Raw genomic sequence first — 13,153 nt, 5'->3', positions numbered from 1 at the left:
ATGCTGCGTCACAGGCGCAGATCGAGCGAGGTCGACTGGGCGGATGGCCTTGCCGCCGAAGGGGGCAGGGCTGCCGCCTGCGGGGCCGGATCCGGGGACTGGCGCGGGGCGGGGGAGGGGTTGCCCTGGGAGGCCGGTGCATCCTGGCCGCCACCGCCCGCGAAACTGCCCGCAAAGCTGAGCGTCGCGCCAGGAAAGCCGGATTGGCGCAGTTCGGCCAGAAGCTGATCGCCCTGACGGCGCAGAAGATCGAGCGCGGCAGGCTGATCGACAGAGAGGTGAAGGTGCAGGCCTTGGTCACGCTGAAGGATCTCGAACCGCAGGGTGCCAAGTTCGGCAGGCGAGAGCTTGAGCGTGACCGGCTGATCCGGGCCTGTCTGCAAGAGCTGCAGCATCGTGGCCGCAAGCGGACGGGGGGCGTGATCCGATGTTGCCGGGGCCTTGTGATCCGGGGGGGCGCCGGGATCCGGCGCATCTGCGATGGGGGCGGCGCTGATTGCGGTTGGCGGCATTTCGGTCGGGGCGCCCGACACTGCCGCCGGGGCCGGAACGGCCTGCCCGGCCTGCGGAAGGTCGGCAGATCGGCCGCGCGGGGCCGGTTCGGGTGGGATCGGGTCGAGGGAGGCCGGGCCCTGCCTTGATACGGTTGCCGGTTCTGCTGCCGGTTCGGCTGCAGGCGGCCAGCCTGCCGGTGCAGGGCTGCCCATGGCAGGGGGTGACAGGTCACGATCCCCGGGCGCGACCGGGGCGGTGGCTGGCTGCGCCGGGATTTCCGGCGCGGCAGCAACGGGCAGGGCGGTGCCGAGTCCCTGCCCGGCAGCCGAAACCAGGGCGACAGCCGCCGGAGCGCCGGGGGCCGGGGGTTCCAGCGGCGCGATCTCTGAGCCCAAGGACGGGGCAGAGGCAGCGACGGGCGCGGCAGGTGCGGAGAGGAGCAACGCCCGATCCGACATAGAAGAAGCGGCAAGTTTCGCATCATTCCAGCCATGTTCGAGACTATTTTGCATGGATGACGGCATGGCTGGCACAGGCAGCGATGGCTGCGGGTCGTCTCCGTAAGGTGCGATTGGGGGCCACCCCGCGCCCATGGCGATGGTCGCGAGATCGGGCAGAGACACGGGAAAGGTGACGGGAACCGCGATGGGCACCGTCAAGGGTATTTGAGCAGGGGCCGGGCCAGGGGGGGGAACGGACGTCGCCATGCGCGCCCCAGGCTCGGATCCGGGGCGGGGGGGAAGGTGCGTGGCCTGAGCGATTATTGCGGCAGTCTTGCTGCCTTGGGGTTCAGGCTGTGGATTGGAATCAAGGGGAAGGGGGGGCAGCGGGGCGCTGCCAATCGGAGCATGAACAGGCTCTAACATGGCTGAAATTGCGGAATTCCGGCTGGTTTCTGCAGGGCCGGAAGGGGTGACCGGAGGATCGGCCATCGGCGGGATGCCGGTGCCCGCGATGGGCATGTCGGGGCTGGCAAGTTGGCGCGCAACTGGCCCGGATACCGACGCAGGAATAGCCCCGGCCTTGGGCAAGGGGGGGACGGAAGGCCCGGCAAACAGGGGGACGGGTTCCGGCTCGGTGGCATCTGCACGGAATGCGGGGGCATTGGTCGCAATCAGGGGGTCAGGTTCAGGCGCGATGTCACCTCCACGGGAGGCGGGGGCAGTGGTTGCAACCAGGGGGTCAGGTTCAGGCTCGATGTCACCTCCACGGGAGGCGGGGGCATTGGTCGGGGCAAAAGCGGGGACAGCGACGACATGCATTGGCGCATTCGCCGGGGCAACCGCCAGGGCGTTCGTCGTGGCATCGGCCGGGGCGATCAACGGGGCGGTTGTCGGGGCGATCGTCGGAGCAAGCCAGGGCAGCAAGGCGGCCTGCGGGCCTGCCGAGCCATCTGGTTGCACCGGGATCTGCCCCATCTGGGCAGGCGGTGACGGATCCCCGTTCCAGCCATCTGGCGGGGATTCCAGCGCTGCATCAGCCTTGGAATCATCACGCCCCGCATCGACGATGGCGTCCGGCGCAGGGCTGGCATCTTGCTGGCCCGGAACGGGAAGAAGAAGGAATTCGGCAAAGATAGAGCCGAATTCATCGCGGGTTCCGGACAGCGGATCATGCCTGTCCGGGCCGGAACGGGACGATAGGGAGGAAAGGATCGGTGGAATCATCTGACGCCCGACTTCTGCCGTTTGATCCAGATTTGCCGCAGAGCGGTTACTGATTCTTTACCGGCCTGCGGCAAAACCGATGGAATTGTCCCTTTCCGGAGAACTGGAGGTTTCATGGACCCTGCCACCCTGCCCCACGCACCGCTCCCGCCCGCGCAAGCCCCTTCGATTCGCGCCCGGGCGGCCGAGCTGGAGACGGCCTTTCTTGCCGAAATGCTGCGCCATGCCGGGATGAGCCCGCAGAAGGGGGCGTTCTCGGGCGGCATTGGCGAGGAACAATTCGCCTCTTTCCTGCGCGAGGGGCAGGCCGCCGCCATGGTGCGGGCCGGAGGAATCGGGCTGGCGGAGCGGTTGATCCGGTCCTGGGCGGAGGAAGGGAAATGACCCGCGATACCCGGCTGAGGGCGATTCTCGAAGCGATGAACGCGGATCTGCGGCGCGGCGAGTTTCTGCGAATCGAGGCATATTGCGCAGAATTAGAGACGTTTCTGGCGGAACCACGCCAGGCGTTGGCCGGGGGGCGGGGCGACAGTCGGCGTCTTGCGCAGCGGAACATGGAATGCCTGAAGGCCGCGCAGGCGGGCCTGCGTGCGGGCATGCGCCGCCTGGCCGAACTTGCCGCCGCCGAACGGGCCGACATCTATGACAGGACCGGACGCCGCCAGCCGATGACCGGCGGGACCGAGGGCCGGCGGCTGTGATTTACATCAAATCCGATGAAAAGGGCCGGGCGGCATCAGGAAAGGCTTAATCCCTCTGCCGTCAGATGAGGGGGCATCCCGCAGCGGGGTGGCGCGTCGGCCCGGGGTCGGCGCAACGGGCAGAACCCGTCGGCCAACCTGCGCCAAAGGCGCCTTTTTCATGGGGAACGAAGATGTCGTCCATTCTGACCAACAACAGCGCGATGGTTGCGCTGCAAACGATGAAATCCATCAATTCGAACCTGAGCCGGACGCAATCGGAGATCTCGACCGGGAAATCCATTGCCTCGGCCAAGGACAATGCCACGGTCTGGATGACCTTGGCATTCGAGGCATAGGCGCGCTGCGTCTGGATCAGCGCGGTCAGTTCGGCGGCGACATCCGTTGTCGATCCTTCGCGGGCGAAGCCTGCGACGGTGCCCGTCGGCCCGGTGCCCGCATCCCAGAGCATGAAGGCCCCCGATTGCTGGGTGACCTGATAGGTCTGCCCGGCCAGCGGCATGAGACCCGCGACATTGGGCACATCCACCAGCGGGATCTGGAACAGACGCCGCGAGAAGCCGGTATCGTAGCTGGCATTGAGATAGCCTTCGGCATCCACCTCGAGCGCGGTGAGCGTGCCGATGGGAGAGCCATCCTTGACGATACCTGCGGGCGCAAATGCATCGTCAAGCTGCGTCAGGCCGGTATTCGTGCCCGGCGTGCCCAGGGCGATGGAGATCGGCCCGCCCGCCACATTGAGGGTGATGTTCCCTGTCGCCGCATCATAGGCGCCACCGGAAACGGCGGTGACAGAATCGATCATGCCGCCAAGCCCGCGCGAATCGTCGAACTGGATCGTGTATTCGCCGATCACAGCGTTGTCCGAGGCGGAATCCCGGATCACCATCGTCCATCTGTTCGAGGCAGAGCCAGAGGCGGGAACCGTGGGCGTGAAGCTGATCGCCAGCGTCTCGGACGTGCCGAGATTGCCGAAATATTCCACCGACAATGGCAGGCTGTCGCCATCCGCGCCGACCGTGGTGGCTGTGGCGGGCAAGTTCACCCCAAGGCGGACAAGCGTCGTCGGATCGCCGACACGCTGGTTCATGTCGATCCGGATCGGCTGCAGGCCAAGTTCGGAATCGCGCGGGAATGTCGGGATGGATCCATCCAGATCGGCGGGCCAGCCCAGCAGCAGCATGCCGCTTTCCGTCGTCAGGAAGCCCTGGGCATCGGGGCGGAAGGCCCCTGTCCGCATCAGCTGCATCGCCTGTTCGCTGCCCGAGGTGCCGTTGCCGACGGCGGGGCGCACGGGCAGCATCCCCCGGCCCGCCACCGCAAGATCAAGTGCGTTCGAGGTGGCCACAAGCGGGCCGGATTCCGCGATGAGGCGGAGGGCCGTGGCATTGACGCCCCCCGCGGTATAGCCACCGCTGCCACGCGTGCCGCCGACGACGAGGCTTTCGAAATCGGCATAGGCCCGGCGGTAGCCGAAGGTATTGGAGTTTGCGATATTGTCCGAAATCGTTGCCAGACGTGTTGCGTTGGCATTCAACCCCGCCACCCCGGCGTTGAGCGAAGAAGTGATCGACATGTCGTGCGCCTTTCTGAAGCCAGACCCTGAGTCGGCCCCGATCATGGCGCGTGGCGGGTTAATTTCGGGCTAATCCATCAAAAGCTCTGCATTCCCGGTTGTCGCCTGAGCAGCGTCACTTCGATCCTGTTGTTCCGGATGGATGCCGGATCTGCCGTCGCCGGGCGACGCGCAGCATAGCCTGCCACGCGCTGCAGGCGCGCAGGCTCCAGCCCCGCCGCGACGAGAAGGGAGCGCATCGCCTGCGCGCGGCCGGTGGACAGATCCCAGGTGGGATCCTGCCGCAGGGTGATCGGATAGGCGCGCACATGGCCGGAAACCGCGATCCGATTGGAAGCGAGGGCCGTCACCTTTACCAGAATGTCGGCCAGATCACGCAGGATCGGGCGCGGCTCGGCGGTATCGGACAGGAAGAGCGGTTCATCTTCGGTATCGAACACCTCGATCACCAGGCCCTCATCGGACAGGCGTGTCACGACATGGCGCATCAGGCGATCGGACACCATGCTTTCGCCGGTATAGGCGGCAAGCTGGGACTCGATCTCGCGCAGCATCGCCTCTTCCGCGGCGAGATCGGCGGCTGTCGGGCCGCCCTCGGCCTGCGACCTGGTGGTCTGGATCGGATCCGTGGCGGAGGCGCCCGCGCCATTGCGCGCGAGCGTGTTCTCGCTGAGGACATTGTCGCCGCCGAAGACACCATCCCCCCCGCCCGAGACGCGGTTGATCGGGATCGTGGGATTGAAATAGTCGGCAATCCCCTTGCGCTGCTTTTCCGTTGTCGCGTTCAACAGCCACATCAACAGGAAGAAAGCCATCATCGCGGTCACGAAATCGGCATAGGCAACTTTCCATGCCCCGCCGTGATGGCCGCCGCCGGCGATGATCTTCTTCCGTTTGATGACGACTGGCGCGGCATTCCCCTGCCTGGCCATTCCACCACCCATCAGTTCACCCATGGAGCAGGCTAGCAGGGCTTGGTTAGGCAAGCGCTAATGGAGGGGATTTTCGGGATTATCCGGCAGGAAGACGGGATCGCCCTGCCGGCCCGGGTTCATTCCGCCGAGGATCGCGCCCAAAGGTTGATATCCTCTTCGCGGCTGATGCGGTCAATCTCGGCCAGTTCGTCAGGGGCGAAGTCCAGATTGCCGATGGCCCCGGCGCAATCCACCACCTGTTCGGGTTTCGATGCCCCGATCAGCGCGGTGGTGATGCCGCCATCGCGCAGCACCCAGGCGATGGCCATCTGCGCCAGCGTCTGGCCCCGGCGCGCGGCCAGGGCATCCAGCGCCCGGACAGAGGCAAGCGCGCTTTCCGTGATCGTGGCGGGATCAAGCGATTTGCCCTGCGCGGCGCGGCTGCCCTGGGGAATGCCGCCGAGATATTTCTTCGTGAGGATCCCCTGCGCCAGCGGCGTGAAGGCGATGGAGCCGAGGCCGAGTTCGGCCAGCGTATCCTTCAGCCCGTCATGTTCCACCCAGCGGTTCAGGATGTTGTAGCTGGGCTGGTGGATGATGAAGGGGGTCTTGAGTTCCTTCAGGATGGCATATGCCTCGCGCGTGCGCTGGCTGTTGTAGCTGGAGATGCCGACGTAAAGCGCGCGGCCCGACCGAACGATGTGATCGAGCGCCAGCATGGTTTCTTCCAGCGGCGTGTCGGGATCGAATCGGTGGGAATAGAAGATATCGACGTAGTCGAGGCCCATCCGTTTCAGTGACTGGTCGCAGGAGGCGACGAGGTATTTCCGGCTGCCCCATTCGCCATAGGGGCCGTCCCACATCAGGTAGCCCGCCTTGGATGAGATGATGAGTTCGTCGCGATATCCGGCGAAATCGTTTTTCAGAATCTCGCCGAATGCCTCTTCGGCGCTGCCGGGGGGCGGGCCGTAATTGTTGGCCAGATCGAAATGCGTGATCCCGAGGTCAAAGGCCGTGCGGCAGATCGCGCGCTTGGTTTCGTGGGGCGTGTCATGGCCGAAATTGTGCCAAAGGCCAAGTGAGACGGCGGGCAGCTTCAGGCCGGATTTGCCGCAGTTGCGGTAGACCATCTTCGAATAGCGGTCGGCGGCGGGGGTGTAGGGCATGGGATCCTCCGTCATGGAAAGCGGCGGCGCCTGGGTCGCGCGGACCGGTTGACTGTTTCTGTCGCAAAGTTCGGAACCACTTGAAAGCGGAAAGCGGCAGGAAGGGCGGTGCAAGGCCCGCCGGGGGATGGGGTTTCTGCCCGATCTGATCGGGAACAGGCCCGGAAGATCCTTTGGCATTTTCGGAAAACAGTCCCGCCAGAAGCAGGGGCGTTAGGAAAACGGCAAGGGCTTTTCCTGCATCTTCGCCGCGACGTGCCGCCCGCGCATCGCGCCCGGGCGACGCCCTGAATGGGGCGGCATCCGACGTCGGGGTCTTCCATGGCAAGGGTGCGCGCATGTCCACGACGCAGGTCAATTCCGAAACCACAGGCAACCAGTCGCCGCCCTTGATGCTGGTGCTGGATGATGGCCGCATCCTTTATGTCTGGACGGATAACGCCCTTGCCGACACCGCGACCGTCGAACTGAACGCGCGCATCTACAATGCCGATGGGACGCCCGCCACGGACCAGATCAGCCTGGCCAGCCTGCCCGCCGTCGATGGCAGCAACGGGTATGACTGGGACAACCTCGATCTTGATCTGCTGCCGGATGGGCGGGTGGTTGTCAGCTATGTGCGTTCCGCCACCGAGACGGGCGGGGATGAGCCGATCTTCACCATCCTGACGCCCGACACATCCACGATCACGATCACCACGCCCGCGACGGAGATTCAGTCTTCCGACACCACCGGATCGGAAAGCCCGCCGGTGACGACGGTTCTGGACAACGGCAACATCCTTTTCGTCTGGTCGAACAACGCGCTGTCCGACGGTCTCACGACGATGCATGTCGAGGGGCGCATCTTCAACCCGAATACCGGGACCTGGGTCACCAACGATTTCCGGATCGGCAATGTGGCGATCGACGGTTCGGACGGTTCGGATCTGGCTGACCTTTCCGTCATCACGCTGACCGGGGGGAACGTCGTCGTCGGCTGGGCGCGCAGCCATGCCGAAACGGGCAACAACGAACCTGTCTACACCGTTCTGGACCAGAACGGTGCGACTGTCTTTTCAACAGCCGAGGTTGAAGGCACCGACAACGAATCCCAATCGACCGTCTGGGAATCCCCTCCGACGCTTATGGCGCTGGAGGATGGGCGCTGGATGGCGCTGTGGATCAATGACGGCTACAGCAACAACTCTACGACCATGAGCCTGGAAGGGCGCATCTTCAATGCGGATGGCACCCCAGCAACCGGGGATTTCCGCATCGGGACCGGCGCTGTCGACGGATATGATGGCTATGATGTCCAGCATCTTTCGATCGTGTCACTGGGCAACGGAACCGTTGCCATTTCCTATCCTGCCTATGACCCAAGCAACACATACCCGCGCTTTTCCATCATCGACACGGATGCGAATGGAACGACGGTTGTTTCGGACGTTCAGATCCCGCAATCGCCTTCGGATATCTATACCGGGCCGGCGAAACTGGCGGCCCTGGGCGACAGCGGCTATTTCGTCGCGGTCTATCCCGATGGCGATGCCGCCTTCGATACGAAGACAGGGCTGAACTATCGGATCTTCGATTCCGATGGCAATGCCTTTACCGGCGATATTCCCCTTGTCCTTCCGAACATGGCCGAGGGCATGAATACCAATGACGGGTTCGACTGGGACAATTTCTCGGTCGTCTACAACCCCGTCGCGCGCAGTTTCACTGTCGGATGGGTCGGCAATGACGACGGCACCGGGACCGGTGCCTTTACCAGCGGGCCGATCGACGTGAGCAGCTATGTCAGCGATTCCGTCGTCGATGGCACCGCTGGCGATGACACGATGACCAGCGGCTATCAGGACACGCAGGGCGACGAGATCGACGGCGCGGATGGCCTGAACGACAGCATCTCTGCCGGTGATGGCAATGACAGCGTCAATGCGGGCGACGGGGATGACAGCGCAAGCGGCGGGGCAGGCAATGACAGCCTGTCGGGCGGCAGCGGCAATGACGTCCTGCTGGGCGGCGATGGGGATGACCTGCTGCAGGGGAATGATGGGCACGACACGCTGATCGGGGGGGAAGGGTCCGATGTCCTGGTCGGCGGGCAGGGGAATGACAGCCTGGCCTCGGGCGCGGGCAATGACGTTCTTGTCATGGATGTGTCGGGCGGCAATGACACGGTTTCGGATTTCGATTTTGGCGATCCCTTCGGAACGGGGTTCACCAATGACCAGCTGGATGTCTCGGCGCTGGATGATGGCACCGGGCGCGGTGTTACCGTCTGGAACACGGTGGTTCAGGATACGGGCGACGGCAATGCGCGGCTGGTCTTCCCGCAGGGCGAAAGCCTTCTGCTGCAGGGTGTTTCACCGGCAACCCTGACGCCGCAGAGGCTTCATTCCATGGGGATTCCCTGTTTCACGGCGGGCACGCCCATCGACACGCCCGGCGGCCCCGTTCCGGTAGAGGCGCTGCGGCCGGGGGATCTGGTGCTGACGCGGGACAACGGGCCGCAACCCCTGTTGTGGAGCGCGATGCGAAGGCTGTCGCAGGCCGATCTTGTGGCGAACCCCAAGCTGCTGCCGGTCGAGATCGCGGCGGGCGCCCTTGGCAATGACCTGCGGCTGGACGTGTCGCCGCAACATGCGGTGTTGCTGCGGGACCCCGACGGGGAGGAACGGCTGTTCCGCGCCATCCATCTGGCGCGGCTGAAGGGGGGCGGGGTGCGGCAGCGGATGGGCTGCCGGGGTGTCACCTATGTGCATCTCATGTTCGAGAGGCATCAGGTCTTGCGCAGTGCGGGGCTGTGGTCGGAAAGTTTCTATCCCGGCCCGCAGGCGCTTGCCGCGCTGAACCGGCCCGCGCTTGAGGAGTTGGAAGCGCTGTTTCCGGGAATTTGCGCTGCAATCTATGGCCCGGCGGCCCGCGACATCCCGCGCTTTCGGGAACTGCCCGAGCGGTTGAGGGATCTGCGGCTTCCGTCGTGACCGTTGGCTACGCCACAGGAAACCGTTGCCGAAGGGGCAAAGCCCGGCGGGCCTGTTCGGATCGCGGATTCCGGAAGGGCGGCAAGGCCGAAACCCGGCAATGGGCAGCGCGAGGATCGCGCTGCCTTCGGTTCATTCGCCATCCGATCCGATCAGATGAAGCGGTTCCAGAGGTTTTCCAGACGTTCCTGACGGCCAGACTTCGGTTCGGGGTTCAGACCCCTGGCCGTGACGACCGCCGCCGCATCCTCCAGCGAGCCCGACAGAAGCGCCTTCGCCTCGGCCTTTTCCCAACCGGCGTAGCGGTCGGCACGGGCGTTTTCCAGCGCGCCATCCTCCAGCAGCGCGGCGGCGGCCTTGAGCGCGCGGGCGCAGGTGTCCATGCCGCCGACATGGGCGAGGATGAGGTCTTCGGGATCCAGCGACTGGCGGCGGATCTTGGCGTCGAAGTTGGTGCCGCCGGTGGTGTAGCCGCCCGCGCGGAGGATTTCGTAGAAGGCCAAGGCCTTTTCCGCATGGTTGTTCGGGAACTGATCGGTATCCCAGCCGGACTGGTAATCGTTCCGGTTCATGTCGATGGAACCGAAGATGCCGAGGGAGGCGGCGAGGGCAATCTCATGCTCGAACGAATGGCCCGCGAGGATGGCGTGGCCCTGTTCGATGTTGACCTTCACTTCCTTTTCCAGCCCGAACTGGACGAGGAAGCCGTAAACGGTGGCCACGTCGTAGTCATACTGGTGCTTGGAGGGTTCCTGCGGCTTCGGTTCGATCAGGATCGCGCCCTTGAAGCCGATCTTGTGCTTGTATTCCACCACCTGCTGCAGGAAGCGGCCCGCATGTTCGCGTTCGGCTTTCAGGTCGGTATTCAGCAGCGTCTCATAGCCTTCGCGCCCGCCCCAGAGGACGTAGTTGGCACCGCCCAGTTTCAGCGTGGCGTCCATGTTCGCCTTCACCGTCGCGGCGGCATAGGCATAGACGTCTGGATCGGGGTTCGTCGCGGCGCCCGACATCCAGCGGCGGTGGCTGAACATGTTGGCGGTGCCCCAGAGGAGCTGCGTCTTGTGCGAGGATTGCTTTTCACCGAGGTAATCCACCACCTCGTCCAGCGCGCGCTTCGATTCCGCGAAGGTCGCGCCTTCCGGGCGGATGTCGGCATCGTGGAAGCAGTAGAAGGGGACGTTCAGGATATCGAACATCTCGAAGGCCACATCGGCCTTGAGCTTTGCCAGCGCCATGCTGTCGCCGAACCAGGGTCGGTCGAAGGTCTGGCCGCCGAAGGGGTCGCCGCCGGGCCAAGCGAAGCTGTGCCAGTAGGCGACGGCAAAGCGCATGTGATCTTCCATGCGCTTGCCCATGATCACCTCATCCGGGTTGTAGTGCCGGAAGGCGAATTCGTTGGTCGAGGACGGCCCCTCGTAGCGGATTTGGGGGATGCCCTTGAAGAAGTCGGTCATTTCAGTCCTCGGATGGCGGATTGTGCGGCGCGATAGCGGGCGTGGCCCGCGTCGAAGGCAGCGGTCAGGGCGCGGTCGGGGTCGACCGTGCGGGCGATGGGGGGCAGCGTGGCGATTTCCGCGCCCGCGCCGGTTGCGGCCATGAGGGCGAGGCGGGCTGCCCCGAAGGCACCGCCGAAATCGCCTGCAACAGGCAGGTGGACGGGAATGTCCAGCGCGGTGGCGATGGCCTTGAGCCAGTAGTCGGAGCGGGAGCCGCCGCCGACGGCCAGCAGGCGTTCGATCCGGGTTCCCGTGGCGGCCAGCGCGTCGCGGCTGTCGCGGATGGCGAAGGTGACGCCTTCCAGCACGGCGCGCGTGGCGGCGGCGCGGTCGGTCGCGTGTTCGAGGCCGAGGAAGGCCCCCCGGATCGCGGCATCGTTCAGGGGCGTCCGTTCGCCGCCGAGATAGGGCAGGAACAGCGTCTTGGATGGGGATTTCAGGTCGCCCAGCGCCCCGGTCAGGTTGGCGGCCGTGTCGCCGACAAGACCCGCATACCAGTTCAGCGCGTCGGTCGCGGCGAGGATGACGCCCATCTGGTGCCACGTGTTCGGCAAGGCGTGGCAGAAGGTATGCACCGCCGTTTCCGGCGCGGGTTGGTAGCCGTCATTCGCGGCGAAGAGGACGCCGGAGGTGCCGAGCGACACGAAGGCATCGCCCGCCTTCACCACGCCGACGCCGACGCCAGAGGCCGCGTTGTCACCGCCGCCGCCTGCGATCACCACGCCCTTGGGCAGGCCCCAGCGCGAGGAGAGGGCGTCGCGGAGGTTGCCCGAAACCTCGGACCCTTCGACAAGGCGGGGCATATGCGCCCGCGTCAGGCCGGTGGCGGAAAGGCAATCGTCGGACCAATCCCGCTTGCCGGTATCCAGCCAGCTTGTCCCCGCCGCATCCGACATTTCGGCCACGTGTTCGCCCGTCAGCCAGAGCCGCAGGTAATCCTTGGGCAGCAGGACACGGGCCACCTTTTCGCGGATGCGGGGTTCGTGGCGCTGCACCCAGAGGAGTTTGGGCGCCGTGAAGCCGGGGAAGACGATGTTGCCGGTGACGCGCCGGAACATCGGATCGCCGTCCAGTTCCGCCGCCTCTTCATGGCTGCGGGTGTCGTTCCACAGGATGCAGGGGCGCAGCACCTCATCCGAGGCATCCAGCAGGGTCGCGCCGTGCATCTGCCCTGACAGGCCGATGGCGCGGACCTGCGACAGGCCATGCGCCGACAGGGCATCCATCACGGCCTCGGCCGCGGCGATCCAATCGGCCGGGGATTGTTCGGACCAGCCTTCCTGCGGGCGGGAAACGGTAAGGGGGGCGCTGGCCTCGGCCAGCACGGCCTGGGCGTCGTCGATCAGCACGCCCTTGAGGCCGGACGTGCCGAGGTCGAGTCCGATATACATCACGCAGCCTTTGCCGGTTGCTTGCCAAGGATGATCATGCCGAGGATGTCTTCGTCGGTGACTTCGTCCACATTGACGGTGCCGACGAGTTGGCCGTTCTTCATCACCGAGGCGCGGTCGCAAAGTTTCATGACGTTGTGGATGTCATGTTCGATCAGGAAGATGCCCAACCCTTGGGCCTTCAGTTCCTGGATCAGCTCCGACACCATCTGCGTCTCATGCGGGCCGAGGGCGGCGGTGGGTTCGTCCATGATCAGGATCTTGGCGTTGAAATAGACCGCCCGCGCGATGGCGACCGACTGGCGCTGACCACCCGACAGGGCGGATACCGGCACGTTGAACTTGCGGAAGTTGGGGTTGAGGCGCGCCATGATCTTGCGCGTCTCGGCCTCCATCTTCGTTTCGTCCACGAAGCCGAAGCTGTTCACCAGCTCGCGCCCCAGAAAGAGGTTCGAGGCGGCGTCGAGGTTATCGGCAAGGGCGAGGGTCTGATAGATCGTCTCGATATTCTGTTCGCGGGCGTCGCGGGGGTTGTTGATTTCCACCTTCTGGCCGTTGATGAGGATGTCACCGGAATCGGCCTTGTAGGCGCCCGAGAGGCATTTGATCAGCGTCGATTTGCCCGCGCCGTTATGGCCGAGGAGGCCGACCACCTCGCCGGGGTAGAGGTCGACCGTCACATGGTCGACCGCCTTGATCCCGCCGAAGGAGATCGAGATGTCGCGCATCTCGACCAGGGGGGTGCCGCGATTGGGATTGGTCATGGTGAAGT

The 13,153-nt window shown here is 65.0% G+C and carries 9 protein-coding genes and 2 pseudogenes; 4 read left to right on the top strand and 7 right to left on the bottom strand.

Annotated features, from left to right (window positions below):
* Window positions 1–8 precede the first annotated feature (8 nt).
* On the bottom strand, window positions 9–1,007 hold the full coding sequence (locus tag G5V65_RS09885) for a flagellar hook-length control protein FliK (RefSeq protein WP_165049501.1): 999 nt from the start codon (window positions 1,005–1,007) through the stop codon (window positions 9–11).
* Window positions 1,008–2,276: 1,269 nt separating this feature from the next.
* Here G5V65_RS09885 and G5V65_RS09880 point away from each other — a divergent pair.
* From G5V65_RS09880 to G5V65_RS22990, 3 genes and pseudogenes are all read left to right on the top strand, one after another.
* Window positions 2,277–2,546, top strand: coding sequence for a rod-binding protein (locus tag G5V65_RS09880; RefSeq protein WP_165049499.1), 270 nt, complete (start codon window positions 2,277–2,279; stop codon window positions 2,544–2,546).
* The gene (locus tag G5V65_RS09875) at window positions 2,543–2,863 is read left to right on the top strand and encodes a hypothetical protein (RefSeq protein ID WP_165049497.1); all 321 of its coding nucleotides are present in this window, start codon (window positions 2,543–2,545) and stop codon (window positions 2,861–2,863) included. The genes G5V65_RS09880 and G5V65_RS09875 overlap by 4 nt, the downstream gene beginning before the upstream one ends.
* Window positions 2,864–3,036: 173 nt before the next feature.
* Window positions 3,037–3,177 (top strand): annotated as a pseudogene (locus tag G5V65_RS22990) (flagellin N-terminal helical domain-containing protein); the annotation flags it as partial.
* A gap of 32 nt (window positions 3,178–3,209) precedes the next feature.
* Here the strand turns inward: G5V65_RS22990 and G5V65_RS09870 are convergent.
* The 3 genes and pseudogenes from G5V65_RS09870 to mgrA form a co-directional block, all read right to left on the bottom strand.
* A pseudogene (locus tag G5V65_RS09870) lies at window positions 3,210–4,439 on the bottom strand (flagellar hook protein FlgE); the annotation flags it as partial.
* A 77-nt stretch (window positions 4,440–4,516) separates the two neighbouring features.
* A complete protein-coding gene (locus tag G5V65_RS09865; protein ID WP_165049701.1) occupies window positions 4,517–5,371 on the bottom strand; it encodes a flagellar motor protein MotB in 855 nt (284 codons plus the stop codon).
* 119 nt (window positions 5,372–5,490) lie between these two features.
* Window positions 5,491–6,519, bottom strand: a complete 1,029-nt coding sequence (gene mgrA, locus G5V65_RS09860; RefSeq protein ID WP_165049492.1) for an L-glyceraldehyde 3-phosphate reductase — start codon at window positions 6,517–6,519, stop codon at window positions 5,491–5,493.
* A 338-nt stretch (window positions 6,520–6,857) separates the two neighbouring features.
* Between mgrA and G5V65_RS09855 the strand changes: the two genes are divergently transcribed.
* Window positions 6,858–9,494, top strand: a complete 2,637-nt coding sequence (locus G5V65_RS09855; RefSeq protein ID WP_165049490.1) for a Hint domain-containing protein — start codon at window positions 6,858–6,860, stop codon at window positions 9,492–9,494.
* A gap of 152 nt (window positions 9,495–9,646) precedes the next feature.
* Here G5V65_RS09855 and xylA read toward each other — a convergent pair whose 3' ends face one another.
* From xylA to G5V65_RS09840, 3 genes are read right to left on the bottom strand one after another with little or no spacing between them, the layout of a single operon-like run.
* Complete coding sequence (xylA, locus tag G5V65_RS09850; protein WP_165049488.1) at window positions 9,647–10,948, bottom strand: xylose isomerase; 1,302 nt, start codon at window positions 10,946–10,948, stop codon at window positions 9,647–9,649.
* Window positions 10,945–12,381, bottom strand: coding sequence for a xylulokinase (gene xylB / locus G5V65_RS09845; protein ID WP_165049486.1), 1,437 nt, complete (start codon window positions 12,379–12,381; stop codon window positions 10,945–10,947). Before xylB ends, xylA begins: the two co-directional genes overlap by 4 nt.
* A complete protein-coding gene (locus G5V65_RS09840; RefSeq protein WP_165049484.1) occupies window positions 12,381–13,145 on the bottom strand; it encodes an ATP-binding cassette domain-containing protein in 765 nt (254 codons plus the stop codon). Before G5V65_RS09840 ends, xylB begins: the two co-directional genes overlap by 1 nt.
* Window positions 13,146–13,153: the final 8 nt, after the last annotated feature.

Origin of the sequence: Paragemmobacter kunshanensis, from assembly GCF_011059185.1 — a bacterium.
In the GTDB taxonomy this organism is placed as follows: Bacteria; Pseudomonadota; Alphaproteobacteria; order Rhodobacterales; family Rhodobacteraceae; genus Paragemmobacter; species Paragemmobacter kunshanensis.
The sequence above is the reverse complement of the archived record's forward strand: the minus strand, read 5'-3'. Positions and strand labels throughout refer to the sequence as shown.